The sequence below is a fragment of the Emcibacteraceae bacterium genome (assembly GCA_041396985.1).
Taxonomy (GTDB): domain Bacteria; phylum Pseudomonadota; class Alphaproteobacteria; order Sphingomonadales; family Emcibacteraceae; genus Pseudemcibacter.
The window spans coordinates 724,001-748,292 of sequence record JAWKXO010000001.1 but is presented as its reverse complement, the minus strand read 5'-3'; the positions used below and the strand labels follow the sequence as shown (position 1 = coordinate 748,292).

Here is a 24,292-nt window from a genome sequence, read left to right as displayed (position 1 = left end):
TAATGAAATGTTCGGCAAAATTCTTGCCATAGCATTGGGTGTTGCCGGTTTTCTTATTCTGATTAAGGGAAATATTGCCGTGGGTGGTGTATTGGCGACAGCTGCCGTTCTATCATGGCAGGGATCTTTATGGTCATATTTACGCTCGAAGGCAGATGAACAGGTTGCTGCACCGAAGCAGCCCATGAATAGTATGACCCGTCAACAAGCACTTGAAATTCTTGAACTGTCAGGTGATCCGAGCGATGAAGAAATCAAAGCAGCACATCATAGAATAATGAAAAAAATACATCCTGATCAGGGTGGATCTGGTTATTTTGCAGCGCAGCTTAATCAGGCGAAAGACTTCCTGCTGAAAAAATAAAATAAGGACGAATTATGCCAGTCAAGCATCAATTTAATAATACAATTTTACGCGAATATGACATCAGAGGTGTTGTAGGGGACACTTTAAAAGAGAGCGATGCAGAAGCTCTTGGTCGTGCATTCGGTACATTAATTATCCGTAATGGCGGACAGAAAATTTGCTTGGGCTATGATGGCAGACTGAGTTCACCAAGTATGGAAAAGGCAATTTTGAAAGGGCTTCTTTCAACGGGTCTGGATGTCATTAAAATTGGCCTTGGTCCTTCACCAATGCTTTATTTTTCTGTTTATGAGCTTGATGCAGATGGCGGCATTATGATTACCGGATCTCACAATCCACCCGATTATAATGGGTTTAAAATGATGATTGGGAAAGGGGGATGCTATGGTGAGACAATTAAGCAATTAGGGCGTCTCAGTGCAGAGGGGGACCTGGAAGAAGGACAGGGAACAGCAAAGGAAGTTGATATATTTGATCGTTATATTAATCGCATGCTCAAAGATGTCGATATGGATGCCATGAAACGGGCCAATTTAACAATCGGCTGGGATGCCGGTAATGGTGCCGCAGGCAATGTCATTGCGGCATTAACCAAAAAAATTCCGGGTAAGCATATCCTGCTGAATGAAAAGGTGGATGGGACGTTTCCGGCACATCACCCTGACCCGACCGTTGCTGAAAACCTGGTGCAGCTGCAGGAGGCGATTGCCGCAGAGAAAATGGACGCTGGGCTGGCTTTTGACGGGGATGGTGATCGGATCGGGGCACTTGATCAGGACGGTGAAATCGTATGGGGCGATCAGATGCTTGCCATATTGGCAGAAGATGTGCTTCTAGATTTGCCTGGGTCGAAAATAATTGCCGATGTAAAATGCAGCCAGGTATTGTTTGACCAGATTAAGTCTTTGGGCGGTGTTCCGGTCATGTGGAAAACTGGACATTCACTGATAAAAAGCAAAATGGTTGAGCTAAATGCCCCACTTGCCGGTGAAATGAGCGGGCATATTTTCTTCAAACACAAATATTATGGTTTTGATGATGCCGTCTATGTGGGATTAAGACTGCTGAATAAAATCGTAAATACGAAAGGTGGTCTAGGCGCGCTTAGAAGAAAGCTTCCGGCCGTTGTTAATACACCTGAGCTCAGAATTGAATGCGAAGAAGGAAGACCATTTGCCGTCGTCGCTGAAATACTGGAGCGGCTTAAGAAAACCGATGCCAATGTTAACGATCTTGATGGTGCCAGAGTGCTGACAGATGATGGATGGTGGCTGATCAGGGCGTCCAATACCCAAAGTGTCATTGTTGCCCGTTGTGAAGCAAAGGATAGTGAAGCTCTCGCGCGGGTTTTTGCGGCACTGTCTGAGCAGCTCGTTTTAAGTGGGGTTCAGCCTCCTGCATTTCCATAAACCAATATATTCACTGTTATATTTTTATTATTAATGAATTATGATATGATTAATTCAAATGGAATATACTTGGTTTTTAGAAGAAAATTTTTAAAGAAAATGTAAGGTTACCCCTTTAAAATTGAAATAAAAATTTTATCTTAAGAAGGTAAAATTATTTTAGATTATATGGCATGGAAATGAGTAAACAGGACAAGGATAATAATGGTGATGTGGACGGGGCAGTCATCACCCAGACCAGATCCAAAACCAAAAAACCGTCGATGTATAAGGTTCTCATGCTTAATGATGATTATACGCCGATGGATTTTGTTGTTCATGTCTTACAGAAATTTTTTAAAATGCCTGAACCGCAAGCAATGAGAGTTATGTTGCAGGTTCATCAGCAGGGAATTGGTGTTTGTGGTGTTTTCAGTTTTGAAATCGCTGAAAGTAAAGTTCGTCAGGTCGTTGACTATGCACGAAAATATGAACATCCGCTCCAATGTACCCTGGAAAAAGATTAAGCCAAGGAGAGTTAAGTGCCTACATTTTCGCCAAATTTGGAACATACTCTGCACCGAAGTGTAGCGGAGGCTAATAAAAGAAACCATGAGTTTGCTACTCTGGAGCATCTGCTGCTCGGCTTGCTGGATGATCAGGATGCTGTTGCCGTGCTTCGGGCATGTGATGTAAATATTGCACAACTCCGTGCCGAGCTTAAGGCGTATCTGGATCAGGAACTGGAGAATATCACGGATGACACCAGTCTTGATGCTACGCCTACCGCAGGTTTCCAGCGTGTGATCCAACGGTCCATCCTTCATGTACAAAGCAGCGGACGTGAAGAAGTCAACGGCAGTAATGTTTTGGTGGCTCTGTTTTCAGAACGTGAAAGTCATGCCGTATATTATCTGCAGCAACATGAAGTATCACGACTTGATGTTGTAAATTATATATCGCACGGGCTGGCAAAGTCGGATGCACCATCGTCAAATGAAAATAATGAGGCAGGAGCCGAGGGTGAAGAAAGTGAAGGCCGGGAAGGTGGTACTAAATCTGCCCTTGAGAAATACTGTATAAATCTTAATGAAAGAGCGCGCGAAGGAAAGATAGATCCATTGATTGGCAGAGTTTCTGAAGTTGAAAGAACAATTCAGATATTATGCCGCCGTTCAAAAAATAATCCTCTTTATGTGGGCGATCCCGGTGTTGGTAAGACAGCGATTGCCGAAGGGCTTGCCTTGCGGATTGTGAAAAAAGAAGTGCCGGAAGTTCTCCATAATGCAACAATTTACAGCCTTGAAATGGGAACTATTTTGGCGGGCACACGCTTCCGAGGTGACTTTGAGGAACGCATTAAAGCTGTGATTAAGGAAATAGAGGAGAAAGAAGGCTCCATTCTTTTCATTGATGAGCTGCATACAATTATCGGTGCAGGGGCAACCGGGGGCGGCGCAATGGATGCGTCTAACCTGTTAAAACCGGCCCTTTCCAAAGGGGCACTGCGCTGTATCGGCTCGACCACCTATAAAGAATACAGATCCTATATAGAAAAAGACCGGGCTTTGCTACGTCGTTTCCAGAAAATCGACGTTGTTGAGCCTACAGCACAGGAAACTAAGGATATTCTTAAAGGTCTTAGAAAATATTTCGAAGAGCATCATAACGTTAAATATAGTGATGAAGTGATAGAAGCGGCAGTAGATTTATCCGTGCGCCATATTAATGAAAGAAAATTGCCTGATAAAGCAATTGATGTCATTGATGAAGTTGGTGCTTCGCAGATGCTTCTTCCCGAAGCGGACAGGTCAGAAAATATTACAGTTGCCGATGTTGAAAATGTCGTCTCGAAAATGGCAAGAATACCGCCTAAAAGTGTTTCAAAAGATGACAAATCAATTCTTAAAACACTTTCAAAAGATCTGAAACGGGTAGTATTCGGTCAGGATAAGGCTATTGAAGTCCTTGCCGATGCCATTAAGTTATCCCGTGCCGGACTTCGCGAGACGGACAAACCGATTGGCTGTTATCTGTTCAGCGGCCCGACAGGCGTTGGTAAGACAGAAGTTGCCAAGCAACTTGCAAGTCTGCTGGGGGTTGAAATCGAACGATTTGATATGTCTGAATATATGGAGAGACATACTATATCCCGTCTGATTGGCGCGCCTCCAGGATATGTAGGATATGATCAGGGTGGCCTTTTGACCGACGCCATTGATAAAACACCACATTGCGTATTATTGCTTGATGAGATCGAAAAGGCTCATCAGGATATCTATAATATTCTGCTGCAGGTTATGGATCATGGAACATTAACGGACAGCAACGGTAAAAAAATTGATTTCAGAAATGTTATCCTGATTATGACAACCAATGCAGGAGCGGCAGAACTCAGCAAGGAAGTTATCGGCTTCGGGCGATCAGATCAGTCAGGTGCCGATGAAGAAGCGATTAAAAAACTTTTCACGCCTGAATTTAGAAACAGGCTGGATGCCATTGTGCCCTTTTCTTCACTTCCTCCTGCCGTTATCGAAAAAGTGGTTGAGAAATTTATACTTGAACTTGAAATGCAGCTTGAGGATCGCGGTGTTCATATCAGGATTTCTCCCGCTGCCAAAGCTTTTATCGCCGATAAGGGATATGACAAGCATTTCGGTGCAAGACCGCTTAAGCGGGTAATACAGGAAGAAATTAAGAGACCTCTGGCGGATGAGCTATTATTCGGTCGTCTGGTAGAAGGTGGTGAAGTTAAGATCGGTTTTAAAGATAAGAAAATCACCCTTGATATTGAGCCGGGAAAAAGTCTTCCTAAACCTAAAGCAAAGAAGAGTAAAAAGGAAAAACAGCCAGTAAAGTAATTATGTTTATTTAACGTATTTTCTTAAATTCAGCTTAAATTCATCTGCCCTATTGTATAATTCGTCAATAGCAATAATTTACAGGTGATAAAATGTTGAAAAAATTACTTTTTACTGGAATTGTTTTCGCGATTGGTACCTCCGTTGCCGTTTCTGAAACCAACGAAGAACGTTTCGCCAAAGAAATGGAAAAATATAAGCAGACTGGTGAATTTAAGAACTGTATAATAAATAGCCAAATTAGAAGAACCCGCGTACTTGATGATATTCACATCATTTTTGAAATGGATGGTAACAAGGTCTATTTGAATACATTGGATAGCAAATGTCCAAATCTTGGATTTGAAAGAAGTATAAAATATACTTCTCATGGTAATCAATTATGCAGCACAGATGTCATAAATGTATTGAGGCCACATGATACAGGTGCACCTTGCTTTTTGGGCAAATTTGAAACATTAGAAAAGTTGCCAAGAAAAGATGACTAAGCCATAAAACAACCATACTTTTTCTTATAATTGAAGATTGTAATAAGTGCGCAGAAAAATCATTTAGTGTGAATGATTGGTTATGGAAAACAGTTTATGTATTGCTTAGTTAAACAGGAAAGGAAAATAGCATGAAAAAAATGTTACTCCCATTAGTTACAACTTTTGTCCTGACTACTACATGGGCTTTGGCAGGTGAGATCACCGCGATTGAGGCGGCAAAAGAAAAGCTTGATAAATATATTCCGACGGGTGAGTTCGAGAAATGTATAAATCAAAGCGAAATTAAGAATGCGACAATTATTGATGACACGAGAATTCTTTTTGAACTTCGCAATAATAAAACCTATCTGAATACTTTGGATGGTGTTTGTAGTCGTCTTGGTACAAACCGTCAGTTTTCATATCCTTCTAACAGAGGGAAAATCTGCAATACAGATTTTATAACTACGGAGCGGGGTCCTTGCGGGCTGGGCGAATTTGAACTACTCAATGAAAAGCCAGCTTCCTGAGCTGACTAATCGTTCACTCTTTTAAAGGGTGTAAATTCACGTAAAAATTCTATTTCTCGGCCGACAGCTTTTCGCTCCTGGTCGAGAAATTTTTTTACGGCAACCCGGAATGATGGATTTTCGATCCAATGCATGCTGTTGGTCGGGCAAGGAATATAACCGCGGGCAATTTTATGTTCTCCTTGTGCCCCTGCTTCTACTTTTGAAAGTTTGTTTTCTATGGCAAAGTCTATTGCCTGATAATAGCAAAGCTCAAAATGTAGAAATTTGTGATATTCTGTCGCTCCCCAATAGCGGCCATAAAGTGTATTTTTTCCCATAAGGTTTAAGGCGCCAGCGATATATCTCCCATTTCTTTTGGCCATTATAAGAAGAAGATTATTTGGTATTTTTTCGCTTAGTAGTGAAAAGAATTTTCTATTGAGATATGGTCTTCCCCATTTTCTGTTCGCGGTATTCATATAAAATTCAAAATAATAGTCCCAGTGATGCTCAGCAATCTGATCGCCGCTTATCCATTCAATTTCAAGGCCGGCATCAAGCGCTTTTAGTCTTTCTTTCTGAATATTTTTGCGTTTGCGTGACGATAAGTTCGACAAAAAATCATCAAAATTTTTATAACCATCATTAAGCCAGTGAAATTGTTGATCCTGCCGATGAAGCAGCTGACGTGCCGTCATGACGTCAAAATCCACATCATTGATAAAAGTAAAGTGAATTGATGAAATATGATGATTTTGTGCATGATTAATAGCGGCATCAAGCAGCATTAATTTATGCTCGAAATTTTGACTAAGCAGGCGAGGGCCGGTAACCGGACTAAACGGGATTGAGGATTGCAGCTTGGGGTAATAATGGCCACCGGCCTGCTCAAAAGCATTGGCCCAGCCGTGGTCAAAAACATATTCCCCTTGTGAATGACTTTTAAGGTAAAGGGGCATGGTTCCGTGAATTTTGCCTTTTTCTTCCAATATTACATGCTGTGGCAGCCAACCGGTTTCGGCGGTCACACAACCACTTTTCTCCAGTGCTGAAAGAAAGCCGTGTGAGCAAAATGGGTTAAGTCCGTCATCTGCCGAGGTTGCACATCTATTCCAGTCTTTTTCTGAAACATCATTAATTGATTCAATTATTCGACTTCTCAACATCTGGCTATAATTCAAAAATGATATTGTCCGTATTGTCTTTTGCCTTGATACGCTCTTCTTCGGATCTAACCGTCCATGTGAGAACAGGAATATTATGTTCCCGACAATAACGGGTCACTTTATTGGGCAGGATACGTATATCGTAGGCAATAAAGTCAACGTCCAGGCTTTTAATCAGACGTAATTGTTTGTCTGGGTTTAAATACTCTTTTGGCAATTCCCCATCATCAATCGTTGTTGCTACCAATCCTCTTGGGACACCGGGATAATAGGCCTTAAAATATTTTATAATTTCGGGATAAAAAGACATAATGGCAATGTCATCAGGGTAGAATTTGATATCGTTCCAGACGGCTTCGGCTATTTCATGAAAATGTCCCTGATCACCTTTTATTTCAATTAGAATTCGGGTTTTGGCACCAATTTGCGAAAGCACATACTGTAATGTTAGAATGATATCATTGCTATTGGATAACTTAATTTTTGAAAGCTCATCCGCGCTATAGTCAATGGTGTTCCCGGCATGGGTTGTCAATCGGCCTAATTCAGTATCATGGAACACCATGGCAATATTATCACGGCTGAGCAGCACATCGAGTTCTATTCCAAACCCCCGTTCTGCTGCTTCTTTAAATGCAGATAAACTATTTTCCACATAACCGGTCCTAGAGCCATGGAGTCCTCTATGGGCATATGATGTTTTTGCGAGCCAGCTTTCCGTCATGAAATTTCGACAAGCGCATCAATTTCAACCGGGACGTTAAGCGGAAGGGCATTGGTGCCAACGGCGGAGCGGGAATGTTTTCCCTTATCACCGAACACTTCCACCATAAGGTCTGATGCGCCGTTAATAATAGCTGGCTGACCTGGGAAACTGTCAGTGCAATTTACGAAACCACCTAATTTTACAATACGCTTAACTCTGTTTAAATCACCACCAACAGCAGCATTAATCTGAGATATAATATTTATGGCACATAAACGGGCGGCTTTTGCCGCATCTTCTGCTGTTACTTCCTGGCCGACTTTTCCCACATAGGGAAGTTTGCCATTTCCATCAAGTGGCAATTGTCCTGAAACAGAAAGCAGGTTTCCTGCCTGTACGAATGTTACATAATTTGCAACAGGAGCCACGGGCGTTGGTAAAGTAATCCCCAGTTTTTCTAAATTTTCTTTTGGTGAAGTGCTCATAATCTCTCCGACATTTAATTAGTAATATTGACAAGAGACTACGACTTTTTGACCCATAAGAAAAGGAGATTGATTTAACTTATCCGATATTTATTCTGACTTTGACGGCGTTTGCGCTTATTTAAATACATAGCCTTGTCAGCTTTTTCCAGGACGTCTTCAAGCATACTTGTTTCATCAATTACTGAAAAACCTATACTAGCGGATGTCTGAATCTTTTCTCCGTTATGATTTACAGTAATTTTTCTTAAATTATGTCGAATATGACCCACTCGTTCCTTACCCTTTTTAATGTCACAATTGGTCAGTAATAAGCCAAATTCATCACCTGCCAGACGAGCCGCATAATCGGTTTGGCGGATTGATACATTTAGTACTTCACTAACCTGCTTCAGCATAATATCGCCTGTATTATGTCCAAATGTGTCATTAATTGATTTAAAGCGGTCCAGATCGATATAGGCAAATAGACTTTTTTCCCCATATCTTTTCGCTCTGGCAATAGCATGACTAATTTCATTTTCAAAACCGTGTCGGTTTAAAAGACCGGTCAGAAGGTCCGTGGCCGCCATAGATTCAAGATTTGAAATATATTGTTTTTGCTCGGCAATTGTTTGTTCTGCCGCTGCGGCATAATCAAGGATTTCAGAAAGTGCTTTCCAGTTTTTTAAAGTCAGTCCGTCAGCAGACTGATGAAATTTTTTGATCAGTTCTGATGCTTTTTCGCTTACCTTAAATGTTGAATGCTCAAGCTGATAGCCCTGTTTATAAGTCAATATATTCATGTTACGTCCTTTATTAATAAACTAACTTATTCACTATGAAGCAAAATTTATGCCACGATGTAACATATTGAAATATAAAGATAAAATGTCAAATTTCCTGATGATTTAATAATAGTGGAAATTCTTGCCTGCCTTTGCCGGGCAAAATAATCTGAAACATGGTAAATGAATGGTAAATGGTATCAGGTAAACTTACGGCCTTTGTTAATAATATCATTGCCAAAACGCTGCCTTATTTTATCAATGGCGCGTTCGGTTTTAATTTTATTTTCCTTAGCTGGATCAAGGAGGTCCGGAAGATCGGAAAATTCTTCATTGGCAAAGTTGGAAACACCAATTCCGATCAGTCTGTATTCAAGCCCGTTACATTCAGGCTTTAACAAATATTTCCCATGTGTATAAAGAATTTCTGCCATTTGCGTCGGAACATCCAGCGTTACTGAGCGGCTGACTGTTCTGAAATTGGCTGTTTTTAATTTCAGATGAATTGTTTTTGCTGATAAATGCTGGTTTTTCAGTCGTGCGGAGAGTTTTTCACAAAGTGACCACAGATATTTTTTAAGTATATCATAGTCAGAAATATCCTTTTCAAGCGTTGTCTCATTTGAAACGCTTTTGATTTTTTGCGATGGGGTTACAGTTCTTGTATCTTCCCCCCTAGAAAAATAATAAAGCCGTTCTCCCATCGCCCCATAGTCATTTATCAGTTTTTTCAGATCCATATTTTGTAACTGACCAATCTGGCTGATACCCGCACGATTCATTTTATTATTTAGCACCTTACCAACGCCCCAAATTTTACTTATCGGCTGTTTGGCAAGAAATGATTTTGCCTCCCTTCTGCCAATAACTGAAAAGCCGCTCGGCTTATCAAGATCGGAAGCAAGTTTAGCCAGAAATTTATTATAACTGAGCCCGACCGAAACAGTGATGCCAATTTCATCTGCTATTCTGGTTGCTGTTCTGCTTAATAATTTTGCAGCGGACAGGCCATGAAGTTTCTCAGTTCCGCCAAGATCTAGAAATGCTTCATCAATGGAAATCGGCTCAATGGCAGGAGTAAGTTCATCAAATATTTCCCTGACCTGACGGCTTACATCTGAATATTTCTTCATATTAGGGGGGAGTATAATGGCGTTTGGACAGAGTTTCTTTGCCTGAAACATTGGCATCGCGGATTTTACCCCATATGTCCTGGCTATGTAACAGCATGTTGAAACGACTCCTCTTTTGCCACCACCGATAATCAGCGGTTTGGCGCTGAGAGTAGGATCGTCCCTTTTTTCAATGCTGGCATAAAATGCATCGCAGTCTATGTGGGCAATTGTTAAATTATGAAGTTCGGAATGGGTGATAAGTCGTGGGCTTGAACATTTTGGACATTTGGTGATCTTGGCATCAATGGAAATATCGCTCAGGCAATCGCGGCAAAAGCAGGAAATTGAATTGGTGCCGGTATTGTCCATTTTTAAAACAAATCTGCCCCCGGGAATAACCTGCGTGCTTTTTGAATGTCTGTTGGGTCAACTTCGTAAACTTCGGAGAATTCAAGTAGATATTTTTCATTTTGCATCAGATAGTCGAGGACACTTCCCAAAATTGAGGGCATTTCATCAGGATTTTCAGTGTTTTTTTTGAGCTGGTAAATATCAGTACCCGTTAAGTTCAGATAGCCGGCAAGATATTTTTCATCGGCAGCAATGAACGAGAGGCAGTTAATGGCAATAATTTCGGCTCTATCTTTATCCATGCTTCTGAAATCGTTAATTATAAAAAAATGGGTATTTACTATATCAATTCTTCTCAAAAAAAGATATTGCTACATATATATAAAAATTAACCGCTTTTTCATATCCTTAAGATACAACAAATAAGGGATTATGAGCAGTGGAAGGACACATTCCATAAATTAAAACAAAATAAGAGATCATTTATGCCAAAGAAAATACTCGTTGTTGAAGATAATGACCTAAATATGAAGCTCTTCTGTGACTTACTGGATGCTCATGGCTATGAGACAGTACAGACACAGGAAGGCATGAAGGCGCTGGAACTCGCGAGAAACGAAAAACCGGACCTTATTTTGATGGATATCCAGCTTCCGGAGGTTTCCGGTCTTGAAGTGACCAAATGGATTAAAGAGGATGATGAACTAAAATCCATACCTGTCATTGCCGTTACAGCATTTGCCATGAAGGGGGATGAGGAAAAAATCAGGGAAGGTGGATGTGAAGCGTATATAGCGAAGCCAATTTCCGTTAGTCACTTTATCGAAACAGTAAGAAAATTCGTAGGATAATTTCTTAATATGACGGCCAGAGTTCTAGTAGTTGATGATGTACTTCACAACGTGAAGCTGCTTGAGGCGAAGCTTCGCAGTGAATATTTTGATGTACTTACGGCTATGAACGGTTTGGACGCACTGGAAATTATAGAGAAAGAACAGCCTGATATTATTTTGCTAGATGTTATGATGCCAGGGATGGATGGCTTTGAAGTCTGTCGTCGGGTAAAGCAAAATCCGGCTGTTGCCCATATACCGATCATAATGGTAACGGCACTCGACCAGCCTAAAGACAGGGTGATGGGCCTTGAAGCAGGAGCAGATGATTTTCTGACCAAACCAATTCAGGATCTGCCCCTGTTTGCCCGTGTAAAATCACTTGTCCGTCTGAAAGTTTTGATGGATGAGCTCCGAATGAGAAATTCAACCGGTGCTGCATTTGGCAGTGTTGGAACGAATGATATTAATACCCCACTTAAATTTGACGATTCAAAAATATTACTCATTGAAGATTATGAAAGAGTTGCCAACAGGATCATCAGTTATCTTGAAAATACTGTAGGATCCATAGATTTGGATAATGTTAGTGGTGGAAAAATTGTAACCCAGAATCTGGAACAATATGATCTGTTTATTATTAGCTTGAGTTTAAGGGAGGCAGACGGTCTTAGACTTTGTTCGTCTTTACGCTCAGCAGAGGTAACAAGGCATACGCCCATACTTGTCCTGATCGATGATGGGGATAATAAGAATTTAATACAGGCAATGGAACTTGGTGTTACAGATTATGTGACCAGACCAATTGACGGAAATGAACTTGTTGCGCGTGTTAAGTCGCAAATCAGGCACAAGAGATATGCAGATTATCTGCGCGGGAAAATGAAAAAGAATATGGAAATGGCCGTGACAGATGCCGTCACAAATCTTTATAATCGCCATTTTTTGGATACTCATCTTGAAAATATTTTCTCTGTGGCGAATGACAAACAGACGAATGTTTCCCTTCTTATGCTGGATATTGACCATTTTAAGAAAATTAATGACACATATGGCCATGCATCCGGTGATGAAGTTTTGGAAGAATTTTCTAAACGGATTTCAAGTAATATCCGCAGTATAGATCTTGCTGCCAGATATGGGGGCGAAGAGTTTGTTGTTGTTATGCCGGAAACAGATGCGGGGTTTGCACTATTTATCGCAGAACGACTACGAAAAACCATTAGTGATGAACCTTTCCGAATTTCTGGCTCTGATCATCCAATTAACGTTACAGTCAGTATCGGTGTCTCAATAGTCAGTGAAAGCTGTAACACGAAAGAAAAACTGTTCGCAGAAGCTGATAAAGGGCTATACAAGGCTAAAGAAACCGGCCGAAACAAAGTGTGTGGCCTTTCCTGTCTTGATGAAGTGTAATCTATAAAAAAGGCCGCTTAAATAGCAGCCATTCTTTATTTTAGTTAGGTCGATTAAGAGTAAAATTATTTAATTTTTGCTTCTTTAAATTCGACATGCTTGCGTGCAACCGGGTCATATTTGCGCATTACCATTTTTTCGGTAATATTGCGTGGGTTTTTCTTTGTTACATAATAAAAACCTGTGTCCGCAGTGCTGACAAGTTTAATTTTAACGCTTGCTGGTTTGGCCATCGCTAGCCTCCGTTTAAAAAATTGATAATTTACGTTTGCGGAAAATACAGGGATTATGGCTTAAGTCAAGTAAAAGTCTGTGTTTTTTCTTATAATTTATTTTCTTTTTCTTTTTCGAGGCCTTCGGCTGTTTTTCCCTGTCTTTTTTGACGCAGCATTTTTTAAAAGTCTATCATCAATCAGTTCAAAAATTAATCCACCGGAAATCGGATTCGCTTCGCGCAGTCGAACAGTGACAGAATCACCCAGCTGAAAAATTAATCCGCTATGCTCCCCTTCAATTAACTGATGATCCTTGTCATAGTGAAAATAGTCCCCGACCAAGGACGAGATCGGAATAAAACCTTCTCCCCCAGTTTCTGTCAGGCTTATAAAAAGACCGGCTTTCAGGACGCCATTAATTTTACCCTGAAATTCCTCATCAATTTTTCGGCTCATATAATGTGCAATATATCGTTCTGTAGAGTTACGCTCTGCAATCATGGAATTACGTTCGGTCGTACTGATATGATCGGCTGTTTCAAATAAGTTGTCAGAATCATACTGGCTTAATCCGTCATCCCCAAATCTTAAAGCCCTGATCAACGATCTATGAACAAGAACATCGGCATATCGTCTGATGGGGGAGGTGAAATGGGCGTATCTTGTCAGGGATAAGCCAAAATGACCATGATTTTCAGGGCTATATTTTGCCTGCATCTGTGTTCTTAATATTATGGTGTTGACGACTTCTTCATGGGGGCTTCCGGCAACGATATTAATTAAATTATTAAAAATTTTGGGCTTGATAACCTGACCTTTTGAAAATTTATAATCAAGTCCAGCCATGAAAAGCCGAAGCGTTTCTATTTTATCCAGACTGGGTTGCTCGTGAATACGGTACATGCATGGGGTATTTTTACGTTCCAGTTCTTCTGCTGCCGCGACATTGGCCTGGATCATGAATTCTTCGATCAGTTTATGGGCATCAAGACTGACTTTATTTTCAATCCGGATCACTTCACCATTATCATCTAATATAATCTTTTTTTCAGGCGCCGTAATATTCAGTGGTTCACGGTGGTTGCGCCCTTTTAATAAAACCTCGTACGCCTGATAAAGAGGATTGATCACGAGGTCGATAAGACCTGAGGTGTGTTCAGAGTTTATGCCATCCCGGGCGTTCTGGAATTCTTCGTATGACAGACTTGCATAGCTTCTCATCAGGCCGCGGACAAATTTATGTTTGATTTTTTTGCCCCTTTTATCAAACCAGATATGAACCGCCATTGTATAACGGTCTTCCCCTTCATGAAGGGAACATAGGCCATTTGAAAGTTGTTCGGGCAGCATGGGGACGACACGGTCCGGGAAATATGTTGAATTCCCGCGCTTTCTTGCTTCCCGGTCAAGGGCAGAGCCGGGCCTGACATAGTGCGCAACGTCTGCAATGGCAACGATGATGTGACAACCGCCTTCATTATTTGGATCTGTGTCCATTTCTGCCCAGATGGCATCGTCATGATCTCTGGCATCAGAAGGATCAACAGTTATGAGCGGAATATCTCTTAAATCCACTCTTTTTCCTAAAATGGGGTTTTCCGATTTTTCGGCCTCTTTAAGGGCTTCTTCCGGAAATTCTGTCGCAATCCCTTGTGACACAATTGCAATCAGGCTGATGGATTTGGCATCACTAACTGATCCGAAGCAATTTATCACTTTTGCCGGTTTTGCCTTGGCATGACGTGATATTTGGCGCCCCGGTTTTAAAGCGATCAGCACCAGCGAGCCGTCTGTCGCACCATTCCAGTCATTTTTCGCAATTAAATATCTGTTGCGATCTTTTTTATCAGTTGGATTAACAAAGGCAATATTCTCATCATCGGAATGGAAAACGCCGATTAACTGGGACGATTTCTGCTCAAGTTTTCGGATGACCTTCGCGACATAACCTGTTTCACCCTTGTTTTTATTTGGGGTCAACCGGACCAGGGCCCGATCACTTAGGCCAAGTTTATTGCGTTTGTCATAGGCAAACATTAAAATTTTTGGCGGCTCTTCAGGATAGTCCCAATCAAGGGGGCGAGCGGTTAAGTCACCCTGTCCATCAACTCCATTAATTTCGATGACAAGTACCGCTGGTAAATCGCCGGAAATATGAAGCCTGGATTTATGAGGTTTTTCAAGCTTGCCATCCAGCGCCATCTTTCGCAGCAATTTTTTCAGTTTAATTTTATCATCGCCCTTAATCTGAAAGGCACGGGTGATTTCGCGTTTGGAGGCGCGCCCCGGATTATCCCTGATGAATTCAAGAATTTGTGTTTCATCAGGGAATGGGGCATTCTTCTTTGTCATATTTTCTCTTATTTGGTTTTAGCCTTTTTGGGTTTAGCTTTTGGCTTTGCCTTGGCTTTCTTTTTTGTTACCGCTTTTGCGGAAGATTTTGTTTTCTTCCCTTTTTCCGCTCTGGCTTTAATCAGCTCCAACGCCTCTTCAAGCGTAATGTTTTTCGGGTCTTTATCTTTTGGAATAGTGGCATTTATACGATTATATTTTACATATGGACCATAACGTCCGTCCATGACAAGAATATTACTGTCACCGTCAGGATGAGGTCCAAGATCTTTAATCGGCTCAGACGTTTTGCTGCGTTTTGCGGCAGCTTCTGCCAGCAATGTGACGGCGTGGTTGGTTCCGATGTTAAAGACATCCTCAGGGTCTTTAAGGCTGGCAAAGACTCCATTATGCGACACATAAGGGCCGAAACGTCCGATTGCCGCCTTAATGATTTTACCATCCTCCGGATGAACACCAACATCACGGGGCAGGGCAAGAAGTTTTAATGCCCGCTCAAAATCAATAGATTCTGCGCTCATGCCTTTTGGGATAGACGCCCGCTTGGGTTTTTCTTTTTCCACAGGTTCGCCAAGTTGTATGTAAGGACCGAACCGTCCTGATCTTAAGGTAACTTCCATCCCTGATACAGGATCAATACCCAGCGTTTTTTGCCCATCTTCTTCAACAATAGCTTCATCATTATTCTGAATTTGACGGGTGAAATCACAGGTTGGGTAATTTTCACAACCAATAAAGGCACCGAATTTACCAGTTTTAACGCTTAATCGTCCTTCTTTACATTTTGGACAAATGCGTGGGTCTGATCCGTCTTCACGCGCCGGAAAAATAAATGGGGCGAGGGCATCAGTAATCACATCCAGCACTTCAGAGACCCGAAGGTCTTTTGTCCCTTCAATAGCGCCGCTGAAATCAAGCCAGAAATTAGCCAATACTTCTTTCCAAGGAATTTTCCCGTCAGAAATCATATCCAGTTCGGATTCCATTTCGGCCGTAAAATCATACTGGACATATTTATTGAAATAACTTTCAAGGAAAGATGTTACAACCCGGCCTTTTCCTTCCGGTACAAATCGGTTTTTATCCATAAGGACATAGTTACGTTCCCTAAGGACAGTCAGAATTGACGCGTAAGTGGATGGACGACCGATCCCCAGTTCTTCTAGCCTTTTGACAAGACTGGCTTCAGAGAATCTTGGAGGTGGCTCAGTGAAATGCTGGTTCGCTTCAATTTTTTCTTTATTTATTTTTTCACTTACAGATAGTTTGGGCAGGCGTCTTTCGTCATCATCCTGCTTGTCATCCTGTCCTTCCTGATAAAGCGTAAGAAAGCCATCAAAAATCTGGACAGTTCCGGTGGCCCGCAAAATAATTTTACCGTCTTCGGATTGGATATCGGCAGTGGTTCTTTCCATTCTCGCTTCGGCCATCTGACTGGCAATGGTTCTTTTCCAGATCAGGTCATATAGGCGCTTCTGATCATCATCCAGTTTATTCGCAACAGTTTCTGGCAGGCGGGAAAGATCAGTCGGCCTAATCGCTTCATGCGCCTCCTGAGCATTTTTGGATTTGTTTTTATATATTTTCGCTTTTGCCGGAACGTATTTTTCACCATATTTGGTTGCGATTACATTCCTGGCACTGGCAATGGCTTCATTCGCCATTGAAACACCGTCCGTACGCATATAGGTGATCAGTCCGGTTGTTTCACCGTTAATTTCAATGCCTTCATATAGTTTTTGTGCGGTGCGCATCGTACGCTGGGCATTGAAACCAAGTTTACGGGCAGCTTCCTGTTGCAATGTTGAAGTAGTAAATGGGGCTGCCGGGTGTCTTGTTGCCGGCTTGCTCTGAACATCCTTTACGGTCAGATTGGCGGCTTCAACCGCTTTCTTCGCAGCATTGGCACTTTCCTTATTTGAAAGTGAGAATTTTGTTAATTTATCACCATTAAGTACAGTAAGTTTTGCAGTAAATGGTTCTGACGCCGAATTTTTAAGATCGGCTTCAATGGTCCAGTATTCTTCCGATTTGAATTTTTCAATTTCCAGCTCACGTTCACAGATAAGTCTAAGCGCAACAGACTGGACTCGTCCCGCCGATTTTGATCCGGGCAGTTTGCGCCATAAAACCGGCGACAGGTTAAATCCGACAAGATAATCGAGCGCGCGGCGGGCCAGATAGGCTTCGACCATTTCATTATCAATATCACGGGGTTCCTGCATGGCTTTTAAAATGGCAGGTTTGGTAATTTCATTAAAAACGACCCTTTTAACGGCGACATCCTTCATGACGCCGCGGCGGGCTTTAAGAACTTCAAGCACATGCCAGGAAATGGCTTCACCTTCCCGGTCAGGGTCGGTAGCTAGGATCAGTTCTTCACTGCCCTTGGTCGCATCGGCAATCTGTTTGATACGCTTTTTGCTGTCACCATCGATTTCCCAGGTCATGGCAAAATCATTTTCGGTATCCACAGAACCGTCTTTTGACGGGAGATCACGGATATGGCCAAAACTTGCCAGAACTTTATAATCTTTACCAAGATACTTATTGATGGTTTTGGCTTTCGCCGGGGATTCAACAATTACTGTTTTCATTGCGCCTCATTTACCACTAGAATCGTCAAATATTTTATTCTTCAGGGGCTTTTACAGAATGTTTTAACAAAAAGATACCCTGTTTCCTGCATGACGGGTAATTTCTCCTGCTAATTCCAGCTCCAAAAGCACAGTCTGGATCATGGAAGTGTCTAATTCTGTTAATCTAATCAGCTCGTCAATTGATATCGCCGTATGACTTAATTTTTCCTTAATGATATTGCGTGCTTTGCCCAATTCCTTATTCAGATTGTCGTCGGCCTGTTGTGGAGTGTCAGGGAGGGTGAATAAATCATATTGTGGTTCAGACAGGCTTCGTTCATCCATAAATTTAAGGACATCCAGAATATCCTGAACGGATTCGGTGAGCTGTGCGCCCTGTCGTATCAGGCTGTTTGGCCCTTTGGACCGTGGATCAAGCGGGGAGCCGGGAACGGCAAATACTTCACGTCCCTGTTCTGAGGCGAGCCTGGCGGTGATCAGTGTACCGGACTGGTGGGTTGCTTCCACCACAAGAACACCTAGGGATAGCCCTGAAATAATTCTATTGCGTCTTGGAAAATGGCGGGCCTGAGGTTGCGTGCCAAAAGGCATTTCCGATAAAATCAGTCCGGTTTGCCTGATTTGTTCATAAAGTACACTATTTTCTCTGGGGTATATAACATCGGCACCGCCTGCCAAAACGGCAATAGTCCCTGACTCCAAAGCGCCATGATGTGCGGCGGCATCAATGCCCCGGGCCATGCCTGAACTGATTATATACCCGGCCTCTCCCAGTTTCCGGGCAAAGGAAGTCGCTATTTTTAATCCCACTGCAGAAGCATTTCTTGCGCCGACAATGGCAAAGCTCTTTTGTTGCAAAAGATGCGTATGGCCAAGTCCCATCATGACGGGCGGCGCATCTTCTGTTGCAGCGAGTGGGCGCGGATAAAGACTGTCCCCAAAAACAATTAGTGTTCCCTTTTGTTTCTCAAGTTCTTCCAGATCAGCTTCTATCATTGCTTTGCTGCAAGCGACGAGGGGCTTTTTCCGGCCGCCGCGCTTTGCAAGCTCAGGCAGCATTTCTAGGGCTTTTTCCGCTGTTTTATAGCGCTCAATAAGTTGTCTGAATGTTACGGGCCCGACATTTTCAGTGCGGATCAGGCGAAGTCGGGCAATTTTTTCCTGAAGAGATAATTGCTCTGCTGTGCTGCCCATATGACTTCCCCCTGTTATTTTTTGCCGATCCTTGGTTCTGTGCCGTTTAGGAGGCGTTTAATATTTTCCTTATGCTTAAGTAGAATAAGAATACACAATATACCCGCGAGAATAGCAAGTTTAAAATCTGAAAAATAATAACTGTAAAGTGGTGACAGGAGGGCAGCCACAAGTGCGGAAAGGGAAGAAATTCTGAAAATAAGCGCTGTAACCAGCCAGCTTAGACAACAAGCGAGGCCGGTAAGGGGGTTAAGGGCAATCATAATTCCAAGAAATGTGGCAACCCCCTTGCCACCGGTAAATTTAAGAAATATGGAATATAAATGACCAATAAAGGCCCCACCACCAGCAAAAAGGCCAAGCCCGGGATAAAAATATTCTGCAATGAAAACCGCTATTGCCCCTTTACCGATATCCAGGATCAATGTCATCAGTGCGAGAAATTTGTTGCCGGTGCGAAGTACATTTGTCGCACCAATGTTGCCGGAACCGATTTTACGGATATCGCCGTACCCGGCCAGTCGGGTGAGGACAAGACCAAAAGGAACCGAGCCTAGGACATAGCCGCCTGCAAAAATTAAAAAAATGAGAATGTATGAATAATCAACCGGCATATTGATAAACACTAACCCCACCGACAACTGTTCTGATGACCCGGCCCTGAACAGGACGGCCGTCAAAACATGTGTTTTTGGTTACACTGACCATTTTATCAGGGTCAATCCTGTAAGGGACATTTAAATCAAATATACAGAGATCAGCTGGTGCCCCCGCCTTTAGAACGCCGCTATCCAGTCCCATAATCCGGGCAGGATTACAGGTCAGCTTTGAAAGAATATCCAACAGATCAAGGCTGCCGTTATGATACATTTCAAGGGAAATATTCAAAAGGGTTTCAAGCCCGATCACACCCGCCTCGGCATGCTCAAACGGCACCCGCTTGCTTTCAGGGTCTTCCGGGTCATGTCCGCTGACGATCACATCTATAATGCCATTTTTAAGCGCATCAATGACGGCCAGCCGGTCTTCCTCTGCTCGTAGAGGCGGTGAAAGTTTGGTGAAAGTGCGATAATCCTCAATGGCATACTCGTTTAAGGCCAGATGGGGAACGGCAACCCCGGCAGTAATTTTAAGCCCCATGTCTTTGGCATTTTTAACGACCTCAATACTGTCCGCACAGGTAATCTGTGATGCATGATAGCGGCAGTTTGTTGATCTGAGCAGTCTGATATCCCGCTCCAGCACAATCGTTTCAGCCGCAGTCGGAATGCCGGGTAAGCCGAGCCTTGTTGCCAATTCACCTGCATTCATGCAGCCGTTTCTGGAAAGGCTGGGTTCGGCAAGATGCTGGATAATCTGTGCGTCAAATGCCGATGCATATTTAAAAATGCGGCTCATTAACGCGGCGCTTTCAATTGTCGCACTGCAATCGGTGAAGGTTTTATAGCCTGCCTTCGACATCAGTCCGATATCTGTCATTTCCTTGCCTTCAAGCTTCTTGGTTACCGCGGGCATGGGAATAAAATTGACCAAAGCATTTTTTGCTCTTGATGTCAGATATTCAATATTGGGAAAGCAGTCGATGATCGGATTTGAATTTGGTTGAACGCAAACTGTTGTAACTCCGCCGGCGGCGGCGGCTTCGCCCGTGTTTAAAATAGTGTCTTTATAATCGGCACCGGGAATGCCGACAAAAACACGCATATCAATAAGGCCCGGGCAAAGGCACTTACCCTTAAGATCAATTATTTCTGCATCGTCCGGTGCATCAACTTTTTTACCGAGCGCATCAATTTTACTGTTTTTGGTAAGCAGCTCACCTTTGATATCAAGCCCTGATGCTGGATCAAGCAGGCGGGCATTTTTATAGAGGACAAATTTACTCAATTGCTTACTCCTCTTTTTGTGCGTGTCAGCAGATCAAGACAGGCCATCCGGACAGCAACGCCCATTTCCACCTGTTCCTGAATGGCGCTTCGGGTCAGATCATCAGCTACGGCGGCATCAATTTCAACGCCGCGGTTCATGGGGCCAGGATGCATGATCAGCGCATCTTCCTTTGCGACGGCAAGCTTGTCATAATCAAGACCGTAAAGTGAGAAATATTCCGTGACACTGGGGAAGTATCCGCCATGCATGCGCTCGGTTTGCAGCCTTAACATCATTACGATGTCGCAGTCTTTAAGCCCTTCTTCCATGTTGTAATAAATTTCCGCCCCGAGTTTCTGTGCACCGGATGGGATCAGTGTTGGTGGCCCGATAAGACGGACACGCGCGCCCATAATATTTAAAAGATGGATGTTTGATCGCGCAACCCGGCTGTGCATCACATCGCCGCATATGGCAACGGTCAGGCGGGCTAGACGCCCTTTGCGGCGTCTGATGGTCAGGGCATCAAGAAGGGCCTGTGTCGGATGTTCATGCTTCCCATCCCCGGCATTAAGCACAGCGCAGTCCACTTTTCTTGAAAGCAGTTTAACTGCACCGGAAGAATCGTGACGAACCACCAATAAATCCGGCCTCATCGCATTTAATGTTGAGGCTGTATCTATAAGGGTTTCGCCCTTTTTGATTGATGACGTTGATGTTGACATATTGATAACATCGGCGCCAAGGCGCTTTCCGGCAAGTTCAAATGACATTCTTGTTCTGGTGGAATTTTCAAAAAACAGATTGATCTGTGTCATGCCTTCAAGCAGGTCTTTTTTCTTATTTGTCCGGCGGTTTTGGTCGACATATTTGTCGGCAAGATCGAGAATTTGTTTAATTTCAAACTCGTTCAGACCTTCAATACCAAGCAGGTGCTGGTGTGGGAACGGGGCATTGTCTGACGACATATTCAGTCCTTAAATGTGCTGTTTTATAAGGTTCTGAAAATCAAGTATATAGATGTAATCGGGTAGGGGGGCAAGTGAATTATTGAATTTCTAGCACCGGACCAGATTATCAAGAACACCCTGTAAAATATAGGAGGCGGCAATTTTGTCAACTAGCTGATCTCGCCGTTTGCGGCTTGTGTCTGCCTCCAACAAAGTACGGGTGGCTGCAACGGTGGAAAGCCGCTCATCCCAGAAACAGATGGGAATATCGGTTTTCTCGGCCATGTTTTTGGCAAACTGCCGTGTTGACTGGCAGCGCGGCCCTTCCGAGCCGTCCATGTTTTTGGGCAGGCCAAGAACCAATGCCCCAACTTTTTGTTCATTTATAATGGTGAGCAATCGTTCCGCATCAGTTGTGAATTTTTTACGGCGGATTGTTTCCATCGGTGTTGCAATGCGAAGGCCCGTATCAGAAAGGGCGATACCGATTGTTTTTGAGCCAAGGTCAAGCCCAAGTAAACGCTCACCTTTTTTTATGTGTGATTTGATTTCGCTGATCTCTATTTCCATGAAGCATCTTATACAGGGTAAAATCGGTCATTACCATCATATATTTCCCTTGTATTGGGCGGGAAAATGTTTACTCTTATAAGCATTCCTAGGGGAGTCACCGAGACTGAGATTCTATTGCAATGATGATAGTAACCCTTAGAACCTGATCCGGGTTATTCCGGCGGAGGGAAGGGATTTTAAATTCTAATACCGTTACCGCTATATCCCGGATCTCCAATTATAATGTATGGAGATCCTAGCTATGAACGTTGAAACCAAAATTGATAAAAATGCCAAGAAAATAGAAGTCACCACCGGTGCGCTCCCGGCCTCGACAAAAATTTATGTTGAAGGGTCAGATAAAAGTATTCAGGTGCCAATGCGCTCTATTAAGCTTGACCCGTCATCGGGCGAAAAAGACCTGCATGTTTATGATACATCGGGCCCCTATACAGATCCGAATGTAGAAATTGACATTGATGCCGGACTTTCAAGAGAACGTCAAAGCTGGGTGCTGGAACGTGGCGATGTTGAGCAATATGAAGGCCGGGACGTAAAACCCGAGGATAACGGCAACGCCACCGGCAAGTTCCTTGCCCGTGAGTTTCCGATTAAAAACAGGCCACTGCGCGCAAAGCCGGGAAAAATAGTGACCCAGTATCATTATGCCAAAGCGGGCATTATCACCAAAGAAATGGAATATATCGCCATTCGTGAAAATATGTCCCGTGCCGCGCTGGGTGAAGATTATAAGCCCGATCAATATGCAGAAAGTTTCGGGGCCAATATTCCCGATCAGATCACCCCTGAATTTGTGCGAAGCGAAGTGGCCGCCGGGCGCGCGATTATCCCGCGGAACATAAACCACCCGGAAGCGGAGCCGATGATAATCGGCCGCAATTTTCTGGTTAAAATCAATGCCAATATAGGGAACAGCGCCGTAACATCATCCGTCGCGGAAGAGGTTGACAAAATGGTCTGGGCGACCCGTTGGGGCGCGGACAATGTCATGGACCTGTCCACTGGCCGTAATATTCATAACACACGTGAATGGATCATCCGCAATTCTCCGGTGCCGATCGGCACCGTGCCGATTTATCAGGCACTTGAAAAAGTCGGCGGCATTGCCGAGGACCTGACCTGGGAAGTCTATCGCGACACACTGATTGAGCAGGCGGAACAGGGCGTTGATTATTTCACCATCCATGCCGGGGTGCTTCTCCGTTATGTGCCGATGACCGCCAAACGGGTCACCGGTATTGTCAGCCGTGGCGGCTCGATCATGGCGAAATGGTGCCTTGCCCATCATAAGGAAAGCTTCCTTTATACCCATTTTGAGGAAATCTGCGACATTATGGCCGCTTATGATGTGAGCTTTTCACTCGGCGATGGCCTGCGCCCGGGGTCGATCGCCGACGCCAATGACGAAGCGCAGTTTGCCGAGCTTGAAACCCTGGGGGAACTAACCAAAATCGCCTGGGCCAAGGGATGCCAGGTCATGATTGAAGGCCCCGGCCATGTGCCGATGAATAAAATCAAGATCAATATGGATAAGCAGCTTAAAGAATGCCATGAAGCACCCTTTTATACGCTTGGACCACTGACCACCGATATTGCCCCGGGTTATGATCATATCACCAGCGGGATCGGTGCTGCGATGATCGGCTGGTTCGGCTGTGCCATGCTATGTTATGTAACGCCGAAGGAACATCTGGGCCTTCCCAACCGGGACGATGTCAAAACAGGGGTCATTACCTATAAAATTGCCGCTCATGCCGCCGACCTTGCAAAAGGACATCCGGGTGCACAGGTCCGCGATGATGCCATGAGCCGGGCCCGGTTTGAATTTCGCTGGATTGATCAGTTTAATATCGGCCTTGATCCTGAAAAGGCGCGTGAATATCACGACCAGACATTGCCCAAGGAAGCCCATAAAGTGGCACATTTCTGTTCAATGTGCGGTCCGAAATTCTGTTCTATGAAAATAAGCCAGGAAGTCCGCGATTTCGCCAAGGATGGCATGGCGGAAATGAGCCAGAAATTCAAAAATGAAGGCTCCGAGCTTTATCAGACCGTTGATGCCAATAAAGCGAGTAACGAGAGCCTTTAAGCTTTAGCCATTA

Annotated in this window: 23 protein-coding genes and 1 riboswitch; of the genes, 9 read left to right on the top strand and 14 right to left on the bottom strand. The window is 43.4% G+C overall.

Annotated elements, in window-relative coordinates:
* Nucleotides 1-7: 7 nt before the first annotated feature.
* The 6 genes from R3D86_03555 to R3D86_03530 all read left to right on the top strand — a co-directional run bounded on the left by R3D86_03555 (nt 8) and on the right by R3D86_03530 (nt 5,616).
* Nucleotides 8-364, top strand: coding sequence for a hypothetical protein (locus tag R3D86_03555; protein MEZ5757280.1), 357 nt, complete (start codon nt 8-10; stop codon nt 362-364).
* A gap of 14 nt (nt 365-378) precedes the next feature.
* Nucleotides 379-1,776, top strand: coding sequence for a phosphomannomutase/phosphoglucomutase (locus R3D86_03550; GenBank protein MEZ5757279.1), 1,398 nt, complete (start codon nt 379-381; stop codon nt 1,774-1,776).
* Between the two features lie 179 nt (nt 1,777-1,955).
* Nucleotides 1,956-2,282, top strand: coding sequence for an ATP-dependent Clp protease adapter ClpS (clpS, locus tag R3D86_03545; GenBank protein ID MEZ5757278.1), 327 nt, complete (start codon nt 1,956-1,958; stop codon nt 2,280-2,282).
* A gap of 15 nt (nt 2,283-2,297) precedes the next feature.
* The gene (gene clpA, locus R3D86_03540; protein ID MEZ5757277.1) at nt 2,298-4,616 is read left to right on the top strand and encodes an ATP-dependent Clp protease ATP-binding subunit ClpA; all 2,319 of its coding nucleotides are present in this window, start codon (nt 2,298-2,300) and stop codon (nt 4,614-4,616) included.
* A 92-nt stretch (nt 4,617-4,708) separates the two neighbouring features.
* Nucleotides 4,709-5,104, top strand: coding sequence for a DUF6491 family protein (locus tag R3D86_03535; protein ID MEZ5757276.1), 396 nt, complete (start codon nt 4,709-4,711; stop codon nt 5,102-5,104).
* Nucleotides 5,105-5,244: 140 nt separating this feature from the next.
* Nucleotides 5,245-5,616, top strand: a complete 372-nt coding sequence (locus R3D86_03530) for a hypothetical protein (GenBank protein MEZ5757275.1) — start codon at nt 5,245-5,247, stop codon at nt 5,614-5,616.
* Between the two features lie 5 nt (nt 5,617-5,621).
* Here the strand turns inward: R3D86_03530 and R3D86_03525 are convergent, their stop codons facing one another.
* The 6 genes from R3D86_03525 to R3D86_03500 form a co-directional block, all read right to left on the bottom strand.
* Nucleotides 5,622-6,764 carry a GNAT family N-acetyltransferase gene (locus tag R3D86_03525; GenBank protein ID MEZ5757274.1) on the bottom strand — a complete coding sequence of 381 codons (1,143 nt, stop codon included), beginning with the start codon at nt 6,762-6,764 and terminating at the stop codon, nt 5,622-5,624.
* A 4-nt stretch (nt 6,765-6,768) separates the two neighbouring features.
* Nucleotides 6,769-7,488 (bottom strand): glycerophosphodiester phosphodiesterase family protein, encoded by a 720-nt coding sequence (locus R3D86_03520; GenBank protein ID MEZ5757273.1) that lies wholly within the window; start codon nt 7,486-7,488, stop codon nt 6,769-6,771.
* Entirely contained in the window at nt 7,485-7,955 is a 471-nt protein-coding gene (locus R3D86_03515; GenBank protein MEZ5757272.1) for a RidA family protein, read from the bottom strand. Before R3D86_03515 ends, R3D86_03520 begins: the two co-directional genes overlap by 4 nt.
* A 74-nt stretch (nt 7,956-8,029) precedes the next feature.
* Nucleotides 8,030-8,740, bottom strand: a complete 711-nt coding sequence (locus R3D86_03510) for a GGDEF domain-containing protein (GenBank protein ID MEZ5757271.1) — start codon at nt 8,738-8,740, stop codon at nt 8,030-8,032.
* A 182-nt stretch (nt 8,741-8,922) separates the two neighbouring features.
* Nucleotides 8,923-10,206 (bottom strand): DNA polymerase IV, encoded by a 1,284-nt coding sequence (locus R3D86_03505; GenBank protein ID MEZ5757270.1) that lies wholly within the window; start codon nt 10,204-10,206, stop codon nt 8,923-8,925.
* Nucleotides 10,207-10,208: 2 nt separating this feature from the next.
* Entirely contained in the window at nt 10,209-10,490 is a 282-nt protein-coding gene (locus tag R3D86_03500; protein MEZ5757269.1) for a DUF3572 family protein, read from the bottom strand.
* 183 nt (nt 10,491-10,673) lie between these two features.
* Here R3D86_03500 and R3D86_03495 point away from each other — a divergent pair, with 183 nt between their 5' ends.
* Together R3D86_03495 and R3D86_03490 are read left to right on the top strand one after the other, a co-directional pair.
* Nucleotides 10,674-11,039, top strand: a complete 366-nt coding sequence (locus tag R3D86_03495) for a response regulator (protein MEZ5757268.1) — start codon at nt 10,674-10,676, stop codon at nt 11,037-11,039.
* 9 nt (nt 11,040-11,048) lie between these two features.
* Entirely contained in the window at nt 11,049-12,437 is a 1,389-nt protein-coding gene (locus R3D86_03490) for a PleD family two-component system response regulator (GenBank protein MEZ5757267.1), read from the top strand.
* A 65-nt stretch (nt 12,438-12,502) separates the two neighbouring features.
* Here R3D86_03490 and rpmG read toward each other — a convergent pair whose 3' ends face one another.
* The 8 genes from rpmG to ruvX all read right to left on the bottom strand — a co-directional run bounded on the left by rpmG (nt 12,503) and on the right by ruvX (nt 22,187).
* Entirely contained in the window at nt 12,503-12,670 is a 168-nt protein-coding gene (gene rpmG, locus R3D86_03485; protein MEZ5757266.1) for a 50S ribosomal protein L33, read from the bottom strand.
* A 96-nt stretch (nt 12,671-12,766) separates the two neighbouring features.
* Complete coding sequence (gene rnr, locus R3D86_03480) at nt 12,767-15,004, bottom strand: ribonuclease R (protein MEZ5757265.1); 2,238 nt, start codon at nt 15,002-15,004, stop codon at nt 12,767-12,769.
* 8 nt (nt 15,005-15,012) lie between these two features.
* Entirely contained in the window at nt 15,013-17,601 is a 2,589-nt protein-coding gene (gene topA / locus R3D86_03475) for a type I DNA topoisomerase (GenBank protein ID MEZ5757264.1), read from the bottom strand.
* 63 nt (nt 17,602-17,664) lie between these two features.
* Nucleotides 17,665-18,798 carry a DNA-processing protein DprA gene (dprA, locus tag R3D86_03470; GenBank protein ID MEZ5757263.1) on the bottom strand — a complete coding sequence of 378 codons (1,134 nt, stop codon included), beginning with the start codon at nt 18,796-18,798 and terminating at the stop codon, nt 17,665-17,667.
* A 14-nt stretch (nt 18,799-18,812) separates the two neighbouring features.
* Complete coding sequence (gene plsY / locus R3D86_03465; GenBank protein ID MEZ5757262.1) at nt 18,813-19,424, bottom strand: glycerol-3-phosphate 1-O-acyltransferase PlsY; 612 nt, start codon at nt 19,422-19,424, stop codon at nt 18,813-18,815.
* Nucleotides 19,402-20,685: a dihydroorotase gene (gene pyrC / locus R3D86_03460; GenBank protein ID MEZ5757261.1), complete on the bottom strand. Its 1,284-nt coding sequence runs from the start codon at nt 20,683-20,685 to the stop codon at nt 19,402-19,404. Before pyrC ends, plsY begins: the two co-directional genes overlap by 23 nt.
* Nucleotides 20,682-21,635, bottom strand: coding sequence for an aspartate carbamoyltransferase catalytic subunit (locus R3D86_03455; GenBank protein ID MEZ5757260.1), 954 nt, complete (start codon nt 21,633-21,635; stop codon nt 20,682-20,684). The genes pyrC and R3D86_03455 overlap by 4 nt, the downstream gene beginning before the upstream one ends.
* A gap of 90 nt (nt 21,636-21,725) precedes the next feature.
* A complete protein-coding gene (ruvX, locus tag R3D86_03450) occupies nt 21,726-22,187 on the bottom strand; it encodes a Holliday junction resolvase RuvX (protein ID MEZ5757259.1) in 462 nt (153 codons plus the stop codon).
* 80 nt (nt 22,188-22,267) lie between these two features.
* Nucleotides 22,268-22,376: riboswitch (TPP riboswitch) on the top strand.
* A gap of 55 nt (nt 22,377-22,431) precedes the next feature.
* Between ruvX and thiC the strand changes: the two genes are divergently transcribed.
* A complete protein-coding gene (thiC, locus tag R3D86_03445; protein MEZ5757258.1) occupies nt 22,432-24,279 on the top strand; it encodes a phosphomethylpyrimidine synthase ThiC in 1,848 nt (615 codons plus the stop codon).
* The last annotated feature ends 13 nt before the right edge of the window (nt 24,280-24,292 follow it).